General features: G+C 69.6%; 12 protein-coding genes. 8 read left to right on the top strand and 4 right to left on the bottom strand.

Annotation, left to right across the window (positions count from 1 at the left end; translation table 11 throughout):
* Window positions 1-7 precede the first annotated feature (7 nt).
* The 3 genes from BVG12_RS09130 to BVG12_RS09140 all read right to left on the bottom strand — a co-directional run bounded on the left by BVG12_RS09130 (window position 8) and on the right by BVG12_RS09140 (window position 2,969).
* Window positions 8-214, bottom strand: a complete 207-nt coding sequence (locus BVG12_RS09130; protein ID WP_075792119.1) for a formate dehydrogenase — start codon at window positions 212-214, stop codon at window positions 8-10.
* Window positions 215-222: 8 nt separating this feature from the next.
* Complete coding sequence (locus BVG12_RS09135) at window positions 223-915, bottom strand: TorD/DmsD family molecular chaperone (RefSeq protein WP_083684814.1); 693 nt, start codon at window positions 913-915, stop codon at window positions 223-225.
* A gap of 218 nt (window positions 916-1,133) precedes the next feature.
* The gene (locus tag BVG12_RS09140; RefSeq protein ID WP_075792121.1) at window positions 1,134-2,969 is read right to left on the bottom strand and encodes a DUF885 domain-containing protein; all 1,836 of its coding nucleotides are present in this window, start codon (window positions 2,967-2,969) and stop codon (window positions 1,134-1,136) included.
* 75 nt (window positions 2,970-3,044) lie between these two features.
* On the opposite strand from BVG12_RS09140, the gene BVG12_RS09145 reads away from it, so the two are divergent.
* The 5 genes from BVG12_RS09145 to BVG12_RS09165 all read left to right on the top strand — a co-directional run bounded on the left by BVG12_RS09145 (window position 3,045) and on the right by BVG12_RS09165 (window position 9,897).
* Window positions 3,045-3,242 (top strand): hypothetical protein, encoded by a 198-nt coding sequence (locus BVG12_RS09145; RefSeq protein ID WP_156895595.1) that lies wholly within the window; start codon window positions 3,045-3,047, stop codon window positions 3,240-3,242.
* Window positions 3,223-3,621 (top strand): TraR/DksA family transcriptional regulator, encoded by a 399-nt coding sequence (locus BVG12_RS09150; protein WP_075792123.1) that lies wholly within the window; start codon window positions 3,223-3,225, stop codon window positions 3,619-3,621. Before BVG12_RS09145 ends, BVG12_RS09150 begins: the two co-directional genes overlap by 20 nt.
* Window positions 3,622-4,006: 385 nt before the next feature.
* Window positions 4,007-8,032 carry a Pls/PosA family non-ribosomal peptide synthetase gene (locus BVG12_RS09155; RefSeq protein ID WP_075792124.1) on the top strand — a complete coding sequence of 1,342 codons (4,026 nt, stop codon included), beginning with the start codon at window positions 4,007-4,009 and terminating at the stop codon, window positions 8,030-8,032.
* Window positions 8,032-8,634, top strand: coding sequence for a 4'-phosphopantetheinyl transferase superfamily protein (locus BVG12_RS35035; protein WP_075792125.1), 603 nt, complete (start codon window positions 8,032-8,034; stop codon window positions 8,632-8,634). Before BVG12_RS09155 ends, BVG12_RS35035 begins: the two co-directional genes overlap by 1 nt.
* Before the next feature lie 33 nt (window positions 8,635-8,667).
* Window positions 8,668-9,897: a metal-dependent hydrolase gene (locus tag BVG12_RS09165; RefSeq protein WP_075792126.1), complete on the top strand. Its 1,230-nt coding sequence runs from the start codon at window positions 8,668-8,670 to the stop codon at window positions 9,895-9,897.
* Window positions 9,898-9,909: 12 nt separating this feature from the next.
* Here the strand turns inward: BVG12_RS09165 and BVG12_RS09170 are convergent, their stop codons facing one another.
* Window positions 9,910-11,763 (bottom strand): glycosyltransferase, encoded by a 1,854-nt coding sequence (locus tag BVG12_RS09170; protein WP_075792127.1) that lies wholly within the window; start codon window positions 11,761-11,763, stop codon window positions 9,910-9,912.
* 313 nt (window positions 11,764-12,076) lie between these two features.
* Between BVG12_RS09170 and BVG12_RS09175 the strand changes: the two genes are divergently transcribed.
* From BVG12_RS09175 to BVG12_RS09185, 3 genes are all read left to right on the top strand, one after another.
* Entirely contained in the window at window positions 12,077-14,332 is a 2,256-nt protein-coding gene (locus tag BVG12_RS09175) for a TonB-dependent receptor (protein WP_229503842.1), read from the top strand.
* A 66-nt stretch (window positions 14,333-14,398) separates the two neighbouring features.
* Window positions 14,399-15,280, top strand: a complete 882-nt coding sequence (locus tag BVG12_RS09180) for a carotenoid biosynthesis protein (protein ID WP_075792128.1) — start codon at window positions 14,399-14,401, stop codon at window positions 15,278-15,280.
* Complete coding sequence (locus tag BVG12_RS09185; RefSeq protein WP_075792129.1) at window positions 15,277-16,659, top strand: oxygenase MpaB family protein; 1,383 nt, start codon at window positions 15,277-15,279, stop codon at window positions 16,657-16,659. The genes BVG12_RS09180 and BVG12_RS09185 overlap by 4 nt, the downstream gene beginning before the upstream one ends.
* The last annotated feature ends 2 nt before the right edge of the window (window positions 16,660-16,661 follow it).

Consider the following 16,661-nt stretch of genomic DNA (forward strand, 5'->3'; position numbering starts at 1 on the left):
CTCTCGTCTACCAGTAGGCCGCGGTGCGGTAATAGCGCCGGATGTGCTCCGTCTCGTGATAGCCCTTTGCCGCTTCCGGTTCCACGGGAGCGGCGGCGGCCTCGGGCGCTTGGGGCGCACGCGCACGCGCCGCGGCCGCGACGACCAGGGCGCCCAGCGGCGCCGCCTTCAACAGGCTGCGGCGGGCGGGATCGGGTTGCTTGTCTTTGTCCATGGTGGTCCTCATGCGGCAATCGGATCGGGGGTATCGAGCACGGCGAACGCCTGGGCTTCGATGGACAGGAAGGCGTCGACGACGCCTGCCACGACCCGGTAGAAATTCGCGTCGGCGCTGTGTGCGATGTCGGCCAGGCAGGCGGCGTACCACGGCCGGATGTGCGCCTCGAAAAAGGCCTTCTGCGCCGCGAGCGCGCGCGGCGGCATGCCGGGCCCGCCCTGGATCAGCACGCGCATCGTCTCGCACAGCGCGCCCAGGTGGTCCTCGGACTCGCCCACGCCGGACGCGCGCGCGAGGCCCAGGCGCGCGAGGTCGTGGCGCAGGTCGGCCAGCGGCGCATCGTTCAGGTGGCCCGTCAGATAAAAGGAGCCGTAGGGGTTCAGCGGGGGCGTGCCGGTGCTGATGAACATGGCCGCGAATTCGTCGGCGGCGGCGGCCGCGTCGACGGCGCTGGCGGCCTGCGTGAGCTTGAGCCACGCATCCTCCAGGGCGAATTCGCCGGCGGCCGCGATCGGTTCGGCGGCGGCCAGCGCCGCGAGCAGCGCGGCGTCGGGCGGGGCCAGCAGCAGGTGCGCGAACAGGCCGTAGAAGTCGGCGCGGGCCTGGTCTTCCTCGGACAGCGGCGGGCGCACGAGGTCACCGCCGGGCGCGTCGCTGTCATGCAATATGGGTGAAGCGGAACGCTGCTCGACCGACATGATTCTCCCGTTAGCAAATATTCATGGGAAGTGTAGTCCTTGACAACGCGAAGGCGCGCACGCTTGGCGTACGGGCGCGTCGAGAAGCCGGGAACGGAGCGGCGCAGTCGATGGCGTGACGGCACGGCCTGCCATTCCAACCATGCCCGCGGGCCCGCATCGCCGCCGCCGAGCACGGCGCTGAAGGCGACCGTCGTCGGCAAGCGCCCAACGATTGATCAGGCGCCCTGCTTCTGCGCCTTGATCCAGCGCTCGACGACCTCGCCCAGCACGTCCAGCGGGACCGAGCCGTTGCGCAGCACGACGTCGTGGAACGCGGGCAGCGAGAACTTCGGTCCAAGTGCCTGCCGCGCGTGTTCGCGCAGCTCGACGATGCGCAGCATCCCGATCATGTACGCGCACGCCTGCCCGGGCCACGCGACGTAGCGCTCCACTTCCTGCGGCTTGACGCCGTAGGCGATGCCCTGCTCGCGGGTCCAGCCCTTCGTGTGTAGGCCGGTGTCGACGACGAGCCGGCGCGCACGGAACAGCTCCGAGCCGAGGGCGCCCAGCAGGCCGGGTACGTCGCCCTCGTACCAGCCCTGCTCCACCGCGAGACGCTCCGCATACAACGCCCACCCTTCGCTATGCGCGCTGCCGCCGCCGAAGATGCGCTGGGCGCGGAACTTGGGCAGGTCGGTGCGCTCCTGCTGGATCGCCAGCTGGAAGTGGTGGCCGGGGACGGCCTCGTGGTACGACAGGCTGCGCATGCGGATCACGTCGAACGTGGGCCCGCTCATGGGCACCCAGAAGATGCCGGGCCGGCTGCCGTCCGGCGCCGGCAGCGAGTAGTGGGCGGCGGCCGACGGCTCCGTCAGCGGTGGTTCGCGCCGCACGTCGACCGGCGCGCTCGGCTTGAGGTTGAACAGCGCATCGCTGCGCTGCAACGCGTCCTGGACGATGCTCGCATAGCGCTGCAGCAGTTCCGGGCGCGGATCGCCCTCGGATTTCGGCTGGAACCTCGCATCGAGTTGCATCATACGGTCCTCGATGCCGCCCTCCGTGTAGCCGAGCGCGCGCAGGTGCTTGTCCATCTCGGCCTCGATGCGCGCCACTTCGCGCAGGCCGATCGCGTGGATCTCCTCCGCCGTCAGGTTGGTGCTCGTGTACGTGTTGAGCGCCTGCCGGTAGGCCGCGGCGCCGTTCGGCAAGCGCGAGATGCCGGCGGTGTCGGTCGTCTTCGGATGCAGCTCGGCCATGAACGCCTGCACGCGCAGGTAGGCGGGACGGATGGTCGCGTCGACGATGCGGGCCGCGTCGGCCAGCGCCTTCGCACGGGCTTGCGGCGTCAGGTCGGCCAGCTTTTCCGTGCGCTGGGCGAGCGACGTCACGAGCACGTTCTGGTCCGCGGCCGGTTTCAGGAACAGGTCGACCTGGTACCGGGCGCGCTCGAGGATGAAGCGCGGCGGGATCAGGCCGCGCGCGGTGGCGGCGCGGGCGCGGTCGAGCGCTTCATCCATGCGCGCGGCCACCTGGTCCAGGCGCGCCAGATAGCTGGCCACGTCGGACGCGCGCCGCAGCGGATGCGTCGTCGTCATGAAATTGACGAGGCCGACCTGCACGCCGCTGAACTGGTTGAACACGAAGTTATAGTCCTCGTACGGCTCGCTGGCGACCGTGTTGGCGAGGCTCCAGCGCATCACCGAGGCCGACGTGCGGTGCTCGTCGCTCAGCGGACCCGCGAGGAATTGATCGAGGCGCGCCACCCCGGTCCGCGCCAGCGCGATCACCTTGTTACGCTGCGCCTGCGTCAATGGCGTCAGCTGGCGGTCCAGCGCGTCCTGTTCGGCGCCCGCAAAATACTGCGTCGACGTGGCCAGCTGCGGATTCTGGCGCACCCAGTCGGCGGCGAAACGGTCGGACCAGGTGTCGAAGGCGGCGTTGGCCTTGACGGACTGCGTCGCGGCAGCGGCCGCCGGCGCGGGTGGCGCGGCGGCGGCCAGGGCGAGTGGAACGAACAGGGCGGCGATGGCGGCGGCCGTGCGGGCGCGCGCGTAAAGACGGGTATCCGGCATCTCTCTCTTCCATGGTAGTGGTGTTGTTATCCCCGCCGGGTAGGCGGGCGAATGAATCTATCATGGATGAGCAGGATGATGAGGATCGTGAACGACGGTGGCGTCGGCAAACCGGCGCACGATCCTGTACGCACGATCCTGTACTTATCGTTTAGACTGCCGTCCAAGGTGCACGCCCCGAGCGATAAGAACGATGACACCGTCGGAGTCGGTTTGCTGACCGACGCATTTGACTTAAAAAAGGACGACGACCATGCCGCCAATTTCACCTGAATTACACGAGGAACTCGGCAAGCGCCTGCGCAAGAGCCGCGAGGATGTGCTGGCCGCCGTGCATGCGCGCACGGACGGCGATACCGACGACCGCCCGGCGATCTCGCCGAACGCCCACATGGGACAGAACGACGACGCGCCGGCCGGCGAGATGCTCAGCCATAACGAGGAACACCTGGCCGAGCACGAGACGAATCTGCTGCACGAAATCGACGCCGCCATCGCCCGCCTGGATTCCGGCGCGATCGGCGTCTGCGAATCGTGCGGGCGCGAGATTCCCGAGGCGCGCCTGCTCGCCACGCCGACGGTGCGGACGTGCATCGCCTGCCAGGAGCAGATCGAGCACGAACGGCGTACCGGTCGCGGGCCGACCATGTGATCGAGCGCCGTCGCTGAGAATGCGGCGGACGGCCCTTCGATCTCACCGGACCGCCCGCCGTCCGCCGCGCCGAAGACGATCCGCGCCGCGAACGCGACGGGCATCGCGGACAGCGGCACCGGCACCAACCAGGCTTCCATCGCCTCCCCCTCCTCAGCCGGAGTGCGTCGAGCACGGCCGGCGATCTAGTTATCGCGCGCGTTCAAGACGGACGACACCTGTCCGGCTGCCCCCGCATCTCCGGAACGCACAAAAACGAAGCGCACTGATGAAAAAAACCGACACGCCGCCCGGCCGTTAAAATGAGGTACCCTGCGCGCATGTGGCTGCCAGATTTACTGTTTTTGCCTTGATAAATCTCTACCAACCCCAACTGTAGCCGTTGATGAACGATATCTCTCCTCTGACACGGCATCCCGATGTCCTCTACGGTCCGCATCAACCCGAGTTGTTGCGCGACGAAATCCTGGCCGATCTGCTGGAGGCGAGCGCACGCCGCGCGCCCGACCAGATCGCCCTGATCGCGGGCGACCGCCGCCTCACTTACCGCGAACTGGACGAACAGGCCAGCCTGGCCGCGTCGCGCCTGATCGACGCCGGCATCCGGCCCGGCCACATCGTCGGATTGTGGATGCCGCGCGGCATCGACTTGCTCGTCATGCAAGCCGCCATCGCCAAGGCCGGCGCCGCCTGGCTGCCCGTCGACGAGGACACGCCCGTCGAGCGGCTCCTCGTATGCATGGAAGACGCCGGCTCGCCCGCCCTCGTCAGCAGCGAGCGCATGCGCGACCGCCTCGGCCCCGTCCCACAGCCGATTCATACGGCGGAAACCCTGCTGGCGCCCGCGCCCGAAGGCTATTTGCTCAGCCGCCGCGGCGAGGTGTCCGGCGACGCCCCGGCCTACGTCATCTACACGTCGGGCTCGACGGGCAGGCCGAAAGGCATCCTGATCAACCAGCGCAGCATCTGCCATTTCCTGCGCAGCGAGAACGAAGTGCTGGGCGTCAAGGCGTCCGATCGCGTGTACCAGGGGTTTTCGGTCGCCTTCGACATGTCGTTCGAGGAAATCTGGATTCCCTACCTCGTCGGCGCCACCTTGTGGATCGGCCCGAAGGAGACGGCCGGCGACCCGGAAGCCCTGCCCCGCCTGCTGATGGAAAACGGCGTGACGGTGCTGCACGCCGTGCCGACGCTGCTCGCACTGTTCGCGGATGACGTTCCGAGCCTGCGCATCATCAACCTGGGCGGGGAAATGTGCCCGGAGACCGTGGTCGAGCGCTTTTCCAAGCCGGGCCGGCAAATGTTCAACACCTATGGCCCGACGGAAGCGACGGTGTCGGCCAGCCTCGCGCGCCTGGAGCCGGGCCGCTTGATCACGATCGGCACGCCCCTGCCCAACTATGGCTTGCTCGTCATTTCCACCGAGACAGATAAAGGCTTGCAAATCCTGCCGCGCGGCGACACGGGCGAGCTGTGCATCATCGGGCCGGGCTTGTCGGCCGGCTACCTCGGCCGCCCCGACCTGACGGCCGAGAAATTCCTGGCGAATCCATGGAGCTCCGGTCCGGACGATTCGCGCCTGTACCGCACGGGCGACCTCGCGCGCATCGAGCCGGATGGCCAGGTCGCGTGCCTGGGCCGCACGGACGACCAGGTCAAGATCCGTGGTTTCCGCGTGGAACTGGGCGAGATCGAAGCCCAGCTCGCCCAGCAGGAAGGCGTCGGCACGACGGCCGTGCTGCTGCGCCGCGATGACGGCATCGACCGCCTCGTCGCCTACCTCGTCCCGGCCGCCGGCGCGACCGAAGAGCAATTGTCTCCGGCGACCCTGCGCCGCGCGCTGTCCGGCAAGCTGCCGCCGTACATGGTGCCGAGCCGCTTCGAGCGATTGTCGGTGATGCCGCGCCTGACGTCCGGCAAGATCGACCGCAAGGCGTTGAAGGCGATGGCCCTGTCGGCCCCGCTGCCCAGCGATCCGGCCGAATCGGACGTGGCGGAAACGCCGGGCGAGGAAGCGCTGTTCGCGGCGCTGGCCAAGCTGTTCCCGGGCCAGCCGATCCGTAGAGAGCTGGATTTCTTCAGCGACCTCGGCGGCCACTCGTTCTTCGCCGCCCGCTTGGCCACGGCCCTGCGCGCCGATCCGCGCTTCGCCCACGTGACGGTGCGCGACATTTATTCGCACCGCAGAATCGGCGCCATTGCCTCCAGCCTCGACCAGGCCGCCGGCACGGCCGCCGTCGAGCCCGACTGGACGCCGCCCGGCAGCGCGCGCCGCTGGATGTGCGGCGTGGCCCAGCTGGCGACCGTCCCCGTGCTGATCACGTTGCGCATGGCGCAATGGCTGGCGCCGTTCTTTACGTACCACTTCTTCACGGGCGACCCGGGCGACTCGGTCCCGCGCGCCATCGCCGCGTCGATCGGGGTGTTCCTGCTGGCGACCCTGCTGGAATTCGTGTTCGCGATCGGCGGTAAGTGGCTGGTCGCGGGCCGCCTCAAGCCGGGCGTGTACCCGTTGTGGGGCACGACGTATTTCCGCTGGTGGCTGTCCGACCGGCTCGTCGAGGCCGCCCCGACCTATCTGCTGGCGGGCTCGTCGCTGTACGGCTGGTATCTGCGCCTGCTGGGGGCGAAGGTCGGGCACGACGTCGTGATCGGCTCGCTGACGCTCCGCGCGCCCGACCTGCTCGAGATCGGCGACAACGTCAGCATCGGCAATGCCGCCAACTTCGAGAACGCGCGCGTCGAACGGGGCCGCCTGATCCTCGGCCGCGTCGTGCTCGACGACGATGCGTGCGTATCGTCGTACGCGATTTTGGAAGGCAATACGCGCGTGGGCCGGCGCGGCCACCTGGAAGGCCAGTCCGCGCTGCCGGACGGCGCATCCGTGCCGGACGGCCGCGTCTGGAGCGGCTCGCCCGCGCGCGACACCGGGGCATTCGACCCGTCGACACTCCCGCCGCGCCCGGCCGTGAGCCGCGCCCGCCTGATGGGCGAGGGACTGTTCTTCGTGTTCGGCATGCTGCTCGTCGCGACGCTGTTCTTCATGCCCGTCTTCCCCAGCTTCGTGCTGATCGACTGGTTCGACGAACGGGGCACCCTGCCCGTGCTGGCGCAGAATTCGATCCAGGGCCAGCTGTTGCGCTATTTCGTACTGGCGCTGCCCGCGTCCGCCGTGCTGATCGCGCTGACGATGCTCGTGTCGGCCGCCATCCGCTGGGGCTTCCTGCCCCGCATGATGCCTGGCCGCTCGGCCGTGCACAGCAACGCGTATTGCAAGAAATGGCTCGTGAGCCATATCCAGGAATCGAGTTTGAACGTGCTGCACGGCATCTACGCGACCGTGTTCGCGCCGTTCTGGTACCGCCTGCTGGGCGCCAAGGTTGGCCGCGACGCCGAGATCTCGACGGCGCTGGGCGTCGTCCCGGACATGCTCACGCTGGGCGACGAGACGTTCATCGCCGACGCCGTCATGCTGGGCGACGAGCAGATCGACGGCGGCTGGATGACGATGGAAGCGACCGTCGTCTCCAACCGCAGCTTCGTCGGCAACGGCAGCTATATCCCGGACGGCACCGTGCTGCCCGAAGGCGTCCTCGTGGGCGTGCACACGCACGCGCCCGCGAACGAGCGCATGACGGGCGGCGACACGTGGCTCGGCTCGCCGCCGATCCACCTGCCGGCGCGCGAACAGGTCAGCGGCTATCCGGAACACCTGACGTACCGCCCGTCGCCACAGCGCCGCCTGGGCCGGGCGCTCGTCGAGGCCTTCCGCATCGTCGCGCCGCACGCCGTCGTCATCGCCGTCGGCTACACGGTCGTGCTGGACCTGATGCCGCTCGCGGGCGCCGGCCGCTGGGGCGAAGTGATCTGGGACCTGGCCCTCGTCGGCCTCGCCTACGGCATCGGCAACTACCTGTTCGTGCTCGCCTTCAAATGGCTGCTGCTGGGCCGCTATGAAAAGCGCGCGGAACCGATGTGGACGCCGTTCGTGTGGCTGTCCGAAGGCGTGACGAATATGTACGAGGGCATCGCCGTGCCCAACTTCATGCGCTACCTGCGCGGCACGCCCTGGCTGCCCCTCGCGTTCAACCTGCTCGGCTGCCGCATCGGCCGCGGCGTCTACATGGACACGACCGACATCACGGAGTTCGACTGCGTGACGATCGGCGACCACAGCGAACTGAATGCGCTGTCGTGCCCGCAGACGCACTTGTTCGAGGACCGGGTGATGAAGATCGATCATGTCGACATCGGCAGCAAGGTGTACCTGGGGCCGCGCAGCGCCGTGCTGTACAGCGCGAAGGTCGGGGACAATGCCCGCATCGGCCCGCTGACCCTCGTCATGAAGGGCGAGCACATCCCGGCCGCGACCGGCTGGAACGGCTTGCCGGCGGCACCGCAGCGGGTGTGATGGATGCGTTGCCCGTGCGCTGGTGGGCGGACGGCGCGTTCACGGACGCGCCGGCTTCGGGGCCGGTGCACGTCGTCGGCGTGCGCAACCAGCCCGACCGTGCCACGGCCCGCCGCACGATCCGCGCCGCGCTGCTGGACGCGCTCGCGGCGTCGGCCGGCCTGCCTCCGGCACGGATCCGGCTGTGCGGCGCGCCGGGCGAAGCGCCCTACGCCCTGCTCGACGACGGCCGGCGCATCAACCTGTCGATCAGCCACGACGGCGACCTGTCGGTCGCGGCCCTGCGCCTGGACGGGGGCGCCGTCGGCATCGACCTGATGCGCGTGGCCGACATCCCGGACTGGCAAGCCGTCGCCCGCGACTACCTCGGCCCCGCGTGCGCGGCCGCGCTGGCCCGCGTGCCCGCGCCGGCGCGCGCCGCCGCGTTCGCGCGCGCGTGGAGCGGGCGCGAAGCCCGTCTCAAATGCCTGGGCCAGCCGCTGGCGGAATGGCGGGCCGACGAGGCGGGCGAAGCGCGCTTCGCCCGCTTGGCCGCGAGCGCCTGCTGGCCGCTGGCGGTGCCGGAGGGCTATGTCGGCAGCCTGGCGCTCCCTCAGGACTGACCTATCCGCTTGCGATTTGGGTAAGATTGCAGAATGGATAACCTGACCCACTCCGTCGTCGGCCTCGGCCTCGGCGCGCTGATCGACCGCAGCGTCCCCCCCGAAGGCGCGGACGACACCCAGCGCGTGCGCACGCGCATGCTGCTGACCATCGGCTGCCTCGCCAGCAATTTCCCCGACCTGGACCTCGTGCTCACACGGCTGCTGGAAGCGCCGCTGGGCTATCTGCTGCATCACCGCGGCCATACGCATACCTTGGTGGGCGCGCTCGGCGAAGTCGCACTGCTGCTGGGGCTCGTCTGGCTGTCGTGGCCTGCCGCGCGGCAGCTGCTGCGCACCAGCCGCCGCGCCCGCCTCGCGGCGCTCGGCACCGCCTGCGCCGGAATGCTGCTGCATATGTCGATGGATGGCCTGAACGTCTACGGCGTGCACCCGTTCTGGCCGTTCGATGCGCGCTGGTATTACGGCGACCTCATCTTTATCGTCGAGCCCGTGTTCTGGATCGCGTTCGGCATCCCGCTCGCGCTGATGGTGCGGGGGCGCGTGCCGCGCGCCCTGCTGCTCGGCCTGCTGGTGGCCTTGCCCGTCGTCGTGACGTTCGCCGGCTTCCTGCGATGGGGTTCGCTGGCCGGACTGCTGATGCTGGCCGGACTGCTCGGCTGGATCGCACGCCGACACGACGGCGTGCGCGGGCGTGCGGCCCTGGTGTCCGGACTGGCCGCGGCGCTCGCTTTCGTCGCGGTCCAGGCCGCGGCCATGCACGCGGCGCGCGACACCGTCGCGGCAGCCATTGCGCGCCTCGACCCGGGCGAGCGCCTGCTCGACACGGCCCTGTCCGCCTATCCCGCCAATCCGCTGTGCTGGTCGTTCGTGACGGTGGCGGCCGATGCCGCGCACGGCAGCTACCACCTGCGCCGCGGCCTGGTCAGCGTCGCGCCGGGCGTCAGCCGCGTCGCCGCCTGCCCGGCGGCCATCGGCGGCCCGGCCGGCGACGCCGACGCCGGCCTCGCGTGGCAAAGCGACGAGCGCGACGACCTGGCGCACCTGCACGACCTGCAGGCGACCAATTGCCACTTCAACGCCTGGATGCGTTTCGCCCGCGCGCCCTCCATCGGCGCGGCGACGGCGACGGATGCGCGCTGGAGCCCGCCCGGCAGCGCCAATTTCTCGACCATCGATTATGCGGGCCTCGCATCCAGGCCCTGTCCCGATCCCGTGCCGGATTGGGGCTATCCCCGCGCCGATCTGCTGCGGCAGCCGTGACATCATGATCCGCTACCCCGCCACGCGCGGCCCGCTGCCCGCGTTCGCGATGACTTGCCGGAAGAACGCCACGAGCGCCGGCACGTGCGTGTCGAAACAGAACTGTTCGCGCTGCGCCCACATGCGCGCGCGCAGGCCGCGCATGTGGGCGCCGTCGCGCAGCTGGGCCGCCAGGTCGCCGACGTCGTCGTAAAACAACCCGATGCCAAGCCGGCGCGCCAGCGACTGCGCCGCGACGATGGCGCCGCCGTTGTCGCGCTGGATCAGCGGCAGGCCCGCCGCCGCCAGCGTGGCGATGCGTGCCGGCAGGTTCAGGTCGTCCCAGTCGGCGCGGCGCATGTCGCCGCCGTTGCGGCTCGCGAAGCCATGCAGCCAGCCGGCGTCGTAGCGCGAGAATGTCTCGACCCAGCGGTCCTGTGCGACGTTGCCGTGCAGGTGCAGGTGGCGCGGCGCCAATGCCTGCGTCGTCGCGATCCACTCGCGCCATTGGCCCTGCGTGAAGTCGCCGTAGAAATGCAGGTGGATGCCGGCCGCCGCCAGCGCCGCGACGACGGGCGGGTGCAGCCCGATCGGGCGGCCCGGCACGACGGTATGCACGTCGCCGGCGGCGGACAACGGCATCGCGGGCGCGCCGGCGAACCAGTCGCGCTTGGGCAGGTCGCCGTCGAGCACGTGGCACGGGCGCGTGCGCGTGAGGCCGGGCGACGCCGATTCGAACCAGTCGCGCGCTTCCGGACTGCCGAAGATGCGACCGTCGGCCATGCGGTACAGGTCGAGCAGCAGCGGCCACGTGCCCTTCTCCAGGCAGATGAACGGCCCTTCCTTGAAATGCCAGACGAACGGGATGCTTGCGCTTTCCAGCAGGACGGCGTGCGCGAACGGCACGGCCTGCCAGTTCAGCTGCGCGTAGATCACGTCGGGACGCAGGCGCCGCAGGGCCGCGCGCCAGTCGTCGCGGGGCAGGTCCTCGACGTGGCCGAACGGCAGCGGACCGATGGTGTTGAACCAGGCCGGCGTGTCGGTCCAGAGGCCGTACAGCGCATGCCCTTGCTCTTCCAGCGCCAGCACGCGCTCGGCGTTGTAGGCCAGTTCGCCCACGAGCAGGATCGTGAGGCCGTCCGGCGCGCGCGGCGTGGGCGGACGCTCGCGCAGCCGGCGGTAGAGCGCGGCCTCGTCGATGGGATTGCCCGTGCTCGTGTGGAAGCGCAACGGCGTGCGCACGCGGTAGTGGTGGCGGAACGGGTTGATGCCGCCCTCCGGTTCCCGCATCAGCTTGTGGCGCTGGCGCGGATGGTCGACCCATTCGCACGTGACGCCGCCCGTGCCCACGCTGCCGCCGTACGCCCGCAGGCGCGACCAGTACAGGCGGTCGAGGTCGTCCGACTCCAGGTCGGCCCGCTCCGTCCAGCGCACGCCGACGCGCCGGTGCATCACCTGCACGAGCTGCAGGGCCTCGCCGGGGATAAGGCCCGCCGCCTCGCGGTTGTAGTGCCAGCGCACGCCGGCATGGGCCAGCACGGCGTCCGGCGCGGCCGCGAGCGCCGCCGCCAGGCTGTCCAGGTGGCGCGGGTAGAGCACGTCGTCGCCGGGCAGATATGCCACGAGCGGCGCCGTGGTCGCGTCCAGCGCCACGTTCAACGCCCGTCCCAGCCCCTCGTTCGCGTCCAGCGCGAGGTAGCGGATGCGCGCATCTTCCAGGAACGGCGCGACGATGGCCGCCGTGCCGTCGCGCGAACCGTCGTCCACGACCACGGCCTCCCACGCGGCGAGCGTCTGGGCCTGCAGGCTCGCGAGCGCGCGGGCGATGAAGTGCGCCTGGTCGAAGGTCGGCACCAGCACGCTCACGCGGGGTTGGACAGCGGTCATGGCCAGGCAGGGTGCGGGTCGTCGGAATGCATCCAGCATAAGGACGCGACGTCCCGCGCGTTTGCGCGAAGTCAGTCGTGCGCGAGCATCGCAACATTTTCGGGAAGACAACAAGACGTGGCCTAAAAGATACGATCCGTGTACTTTCTTGCATCATTCTGTGGTAACTCAACACTATTGCCCGTTCGCACTACCTGTTAGACTCTTCCGTTTCACCCGGCTGCAATAAAGACTCGCGAAAATTCACGCAGGCGGCGTCAGTGCCACAGGCACGGCGAACCAAGCAACGACTATAAGAAAACTGGGGTAGTTCATGAAGAAACAGCAGGGTCGGTTGACCCCTAACCTGCTCGCCATGTCGATCGCGACGATCGCATGGGGCACGCTGCATGCATCGGCATGCGCACAGACGGCCGGCGCACCAGCCGACGGCATCCAGGAAGTGATCGTCACGGCGCAGCGCACGGCCGCGCCGGAGTCGAAGACGCCGGTGGCGCTGAGCGTCCTCACGGCCAAGGATCTCGACACCATCGGCATCGACCAGCCGGGCGCGCTCGCCGCGCGCCTGCCCAACACGTATCTGGAAAACTCGTACGACGGCCTGCGCATCACGATCCGCGGCGTGTCGAACGCGGACGTCACCGAAAAGGGCGATCCGTCCGCCGCCTTCATGGTCGACGGCGTCTACGTGGCGCGGCCGCAGAGCCAGAACGTCGCGCTGTACGACGTCGACCGCGTCGAAGTGCTGCGCGGCCCGCAGGGCACGCTGTACGGCCGCAATACGACGGCCGGCGTCGTCAACGTCATCACGAAGGCACCCGTGAACCGGTTCGAAGGCGATGTCAATGCCGCCGTCGGCAACTGGGGCGAGCGCAAGGTCGGCGCGATGGTCAACGTGCCCGTGAACGACGTGCTGGCGCTGCGCGCCGCCGCCGCCTGGAACGAGCACGACTCTTACCTGAAGAACGGCACGAACACGCCGCGCGGCCTGGGCCTGGACCGCGCCGACCGCGCCGCCCGCCTGTCCGCGAAGCTGGCGCTCGGCCCGCGCGCATCGCTGCTCGTGCGCTACGAGGCAAGCCGCGACAACAGCAACAACGACAGCACGGTCCCCGATTCGAACTTCTACAACGGCATCGCGGCGGGCAGCCCCGTGTGGAACGGCGATGCGACGGACCGCCAGCTGACCAACCGCTTCAATCCGCCCAACACCCGGTTCGAGCAGGGTTACTCGCACAAGAAGACGTCCAGCCTGAGCGCGGAACTGAACTGGGATCTCGGCCCGGCGACCCTGTCGTGGCTCGGCGCGCACCGCAGCTTCGATCACGACTACCTGTACAACTTCTACTACCGCGTCGCGCCCACCATCGCGCTGGGCGTGCGCCAGCCGTTCGCAGGCAACTACAACCAGGACTCGCACGAGCTGCGCCTCGCCACCAACGGCGCCGGGCCGTTCAGCGCCCAGGGCGGCGTGTACTGGTTCCGCGAACGCGCGCGCGACACCTATTATTTCCGCGACCTGCAGGCCGTCCGCCTGCCGCCCTACTACGTGTTCGGCAACGACCCCGTCGAGGCGCGCAGCAAGGCCGTGTTCGGGCAGGCCACGGTCCGCCTGGCCGACGGCCTGCGCGCCACCGCCGGCGTGCGCTACACGGAAGACGACAAGTCGCGCATCGGCTATATCGGCTACCAGCGCGCCGCGACGTACAACGCGGCCACCGACCTGCGCGAGCTGAACGCCGGCAGCATCTCCACCGACAAGACGACGTGGCGCCTGGGCCTCGACTACGACCTGCTGCCTTCGACGCTCGTCTACGGCTCGATCGCCACCGGCTACAAGGCCGGCGGCTTCAACGACGGCTGCGCGGCGGGCGATGCAAAGAACGGCATCGGCTGCCCGGCCGCGAGCGCGCTGCCGGCCGCCAGCCTCACGTACCAGCCGGAGACCGTGCGCGCCTACGAGGCCGGCATCAAGACCCGCTTCTGGGAGCGCCGCGCGAGCCTGAACGTGGCCGTGTTCCACTACGACTACCGCAACCTGCAGCTGTCCAACGAAGTCGTCGTGAACGGCCGGCCGCGCTACGAGACGACGAACGCGGGCGCGGCCTCGATCCGCGGGCTGGAAGCGGATGGCCAGGTCCTCGCGACGAGCGCGGACCGCGTCACGTACGCGCTCACGCTGCTGGACGCGCACTACGTCGACTACACGCCGGACGGCGTGCATTCGTGGTCCGGCGTCAAACTGGACCGCACGCCGGCGCGCACCTTGTCGCTCGGCTGGGAACACCGCCTGCACCTCGCCGGCGGCACGTTGGCGGGCGGCGTCGGCACCCGTGCCAGCGCGAGCTATCTCCTGAACGTGCCGCAGGCGGGCTTGACGTACCGCGTCCCGGGTCATACGGAGTCCGACCTGCACCTCGGCTGGGAACCGGATGGCGCCCGCTGGAGCGTGCTGGCGCGCGTGCGCAATCTCGAGAACGAGGTGCGCCCGATGACGATCAGTTCCGCCGGTCTCGCCGTGCCGACCGAACCGCGCACGGCCGACGTCCGCTTCGACTACCGTTTCTGATTCTGACCGCGGCCGCCGCGTCCGGCGGCCGCATTTGATCGTTACGCAGTGCACCCGGAGCCTATCATGATCCTGTTGTCGCACAATCGTCTCCCCCGCCTCGCCATATTCCTGCTGGTCGTGTTCCTGCTGGTCCTCGCCAGGCGCGTCGGCGGCGAGACCACCGTCCTCCTCGTCGCCAGCTCGCTGCTGATGTTCGGCTGTTGCTGGGCCAGCGCCGCGCACCTGCTCGGCGCTGGCGCCGCGCTGCGGCTCGTCGCCATCGCATCGAGCTTCGGCTGGGCGGCGGAACAGCTGGGGTCTTCGTACGGCTGGTTCTTCGGCAGCTACACGTACACGCCCGTGCTCGGACCGCGTTTAGGCGACGTGCCCGTCGTGATCCCGATGATGTGGTTCGCCCTCGGCTACGTCGGCTACGTGATCGCCAACCTGATCGTGTGGCAGGATCCCGTCGATGCACCCGCGTCGCCGGCCCACGACGCCATCATGGCGCTGCTGGGCGCGACGGTCGTCACGTGCTACGACCTGGGCGTCGATCCGTACATGGTGTACGTGCTCAAGGCCTGGATCATGGCCAAGAAGGACGGCTGGTGGTTCGGCGAGACCGTGCAGGGCTTCGCCGGCTGGATGGCCGTGTCGTTCGCGATCCTGTTCGCGTTCCGCCGCCTCGCGCGCGTGCGCCCGGCCGCGAGCCACCTCGACGCCGTCCTCCCCACCATGCGCCACGTGTTCGTCCCGCTCGCCGTCTACGCCGGCCTGATGGTGTTCCAGGTGCTGCTCGGCTACCCGGTCGAGGCGCGCACGATCGCCCTGTTCGCGATGGGATTCCCGCTGCTGGCCGCCTTCATCGGCCTGCTGCGCTGGCAAGGCATCCTCGTCCGCCCCGCCGCCGACGCGCAGCCGTCCGACGCCGCACTGCCGCTCGACGCGCTGAAGGAGGCGGCATGAGGCGCGACTTCCACGAACCCGGCCTGCGCGACGACCCGGCCCTGCGCGCCGACCCGCTGGCCGACGCCACCATCGCACGCATCCTCGGCCCCGGCCGGCCCGGCGGTCCCGACACCGAGACGATCGCGGTCCTGAACAAGGAGATCGCGCGCTGGCAGCTGAACGGGGACCTGGACGGCTGGCGCGCCAGCCCCGGCCTGCCGGCGGAGATGGCCGCCGCGCTGGAAGACTACGTCGCGAAGGCGCGGGTGCTGCCCGACTGGGCGGACGCCGCGAGGATCGCGCGGTCCGAAGTCCTGTTCATGGACATGAGCATGGCCTCGTGCACCCTGCTGTTCTGCGCCAGCCTGCCGCAGTGCTATGTGATCCCCGACCTCGCGGCCGTGCTGCATGCGGCCGGCGAACTGGAACAGCACACCGACTACCGCGTGCGCGCCACCGCCGCGATGATCTTCCCCGTCATGATGCACGGCGGCCTGCTCGATCCGGCCGGCGGCGGCGTCGCCCAGGCCATCAAGGTGCGCCTGATCCACGCGATGATCCGCCACCTCGTGCTGCGCGGCGACGTGGCCGAAGCGCTCGTCGCGCCGCGCCGCCTGCCCCCGCTTCATTTGCCCACCTTCGCGCGCGGCGGCACGATGCATCAGGTGCTGTACGCGCACGGCTGGGACATCGACCGCCTCGGCCTGCCGTGCAACCAGCAGGAACTGGCGTACACGCTGCTGACCTTCCATTACGTGTTCCTGCACGGCCTGCGCCGCCTGGGCCTCGGCCTCGACAAAGGCGACGAGGAAGCGTACATGCACACCTGGAACGTGCTGGGCTGCGTGCTCGGCATCGAGCCGGGCCTGATGGCGGACACGATGACCGACGCGGCCCGCATGTTCGCGGACATCCAGACGAATGCCCGCGGCCAGGCGCGCAAGCCCGACCCGCGCCCGGCGCTGGCCGGCGCCCTCGTCGCGACGATGCAGCGCTATATTCCGCTGCGCCTCCTGAAACCGTTCCCCGTCCTGCTGACGCGCCACCTGGTCGGCAAGGACGCGACGCGCGACCTGGGCCTGGACGGCCACGTGTCGCTGCTGTCGCGCGCCCTGTTCGTGCTGGGCTTTTCGCTCGTGCGCGGCATCGACGCGATTGGCCGGCTCGTGTTCCCCGGCTTCTCGATCTCGCGCCTCGTCACGCGCATCCTCGGCTACCGCCTCACCGCCAAGCTGCTGATGGACGAGACCCGCCCTTTGGCACTGCCGGCGACCCTATTGAATGAAGTCAGCGACGCCATGCGCGCATGGCACAATGACGACAAGGCGCCGCGCTGGATGAATGCCATCGAGCGCCGCTTCACCGGGCGCGCCATGCCCGACGCCCGTCAAGGATAAAC

Origin of the sequence: Massilia putida (genome assembly GCF_001941825.1) — a bacterium.
Taxonomy (GTDB): Bacteria; Pseudomonadota; Gammaproteobacteria; order Burkholderiales; family Burkholderiaceae_D; genus Telluria; species Telluria putida.

Coding starts and splice junctions, on each gene's coding strand:
- BVG12_RS09130 (WP_075792119.1), bottom strand. CDS start 214: ATGGACAAAGACAAGCAACCCGATCCCGCCCGCCGCAGCCTGTTGAAG.
- BVG12_RS09135 (WP_083684814.1), bottom strand. CDS start 915: ATGTCGGTCGAGCAGCGTTCCGCTTCACCCATATTGCATGACAGCGAC.
- BVG12_RS09140 (WP_075792121.1), bottom strand. CDS start 2,969: ATGCCGGATACCCGTCTTTACGCGCGCGCCCGCACGGCCGCCGCCATC.
- BVG12_RS09145 (WP_156895595.1), top strand. CDS start 3,045: ATGATGAGGATCGTGAACGACGGTGGCGTCGGCAAACCGGCGCACGAT.
- BVG12_RS09150 (WP_075792123.1), top strand. CDS start 3,223: ATGCCGCCAATTTCACCTGAATTACACGAGGAACTCGGCAAGCGCCTG.
- BVG12_RS09155 (WP_075792124.1), top strand. CDS start 4,007: ATGAACGATATCTCTCCTCTGACACGGCATCCCGATGTCCTCTACGGT.
- BVG12_RS35035 (WP_075792125.1), top strand. CDS start 8,032: ATGGATGCGTTGCCCGTGCGCTGGTGGGCGGACGGCGCGTTCACGGAC.
- BVG12_RS09165 (WP_075792126.1), top strand. CDS start 8,668: ATGGATAACCTGACCCACTCCGTCGTCGGCCTCGGCCTCGGCGCGCTG.
- BVG12_RS09170 (WP_075792127.1), bottom strand. CDS start 11,763: ATGACCGCTGTCCAACCCCGCGTGAGCGTGCTGGTGCCGACCTTCGAC.
- BVG12_RS09175 (WP_229503842.1), top strand. CDS start 12,077: ATGAAGAAACAGCAGGGTCGGTTGACCCCTAACCTGCTCGCCATGTCG.
- BVG12_RS09180 (WP_075792128.1), top strand. CDS start 14,399: ATGATCCTGTTGTCGCACAATCGTCTCCCCCGCCTCGCCATATTCCTG.
- BVG12_RS09185 (WP_075792129.1), top strand. CDS start 15,277: ATGAGGCGCGACTTCCACGAACCCGGCCTGCGCGACGACCCGGCCCTG.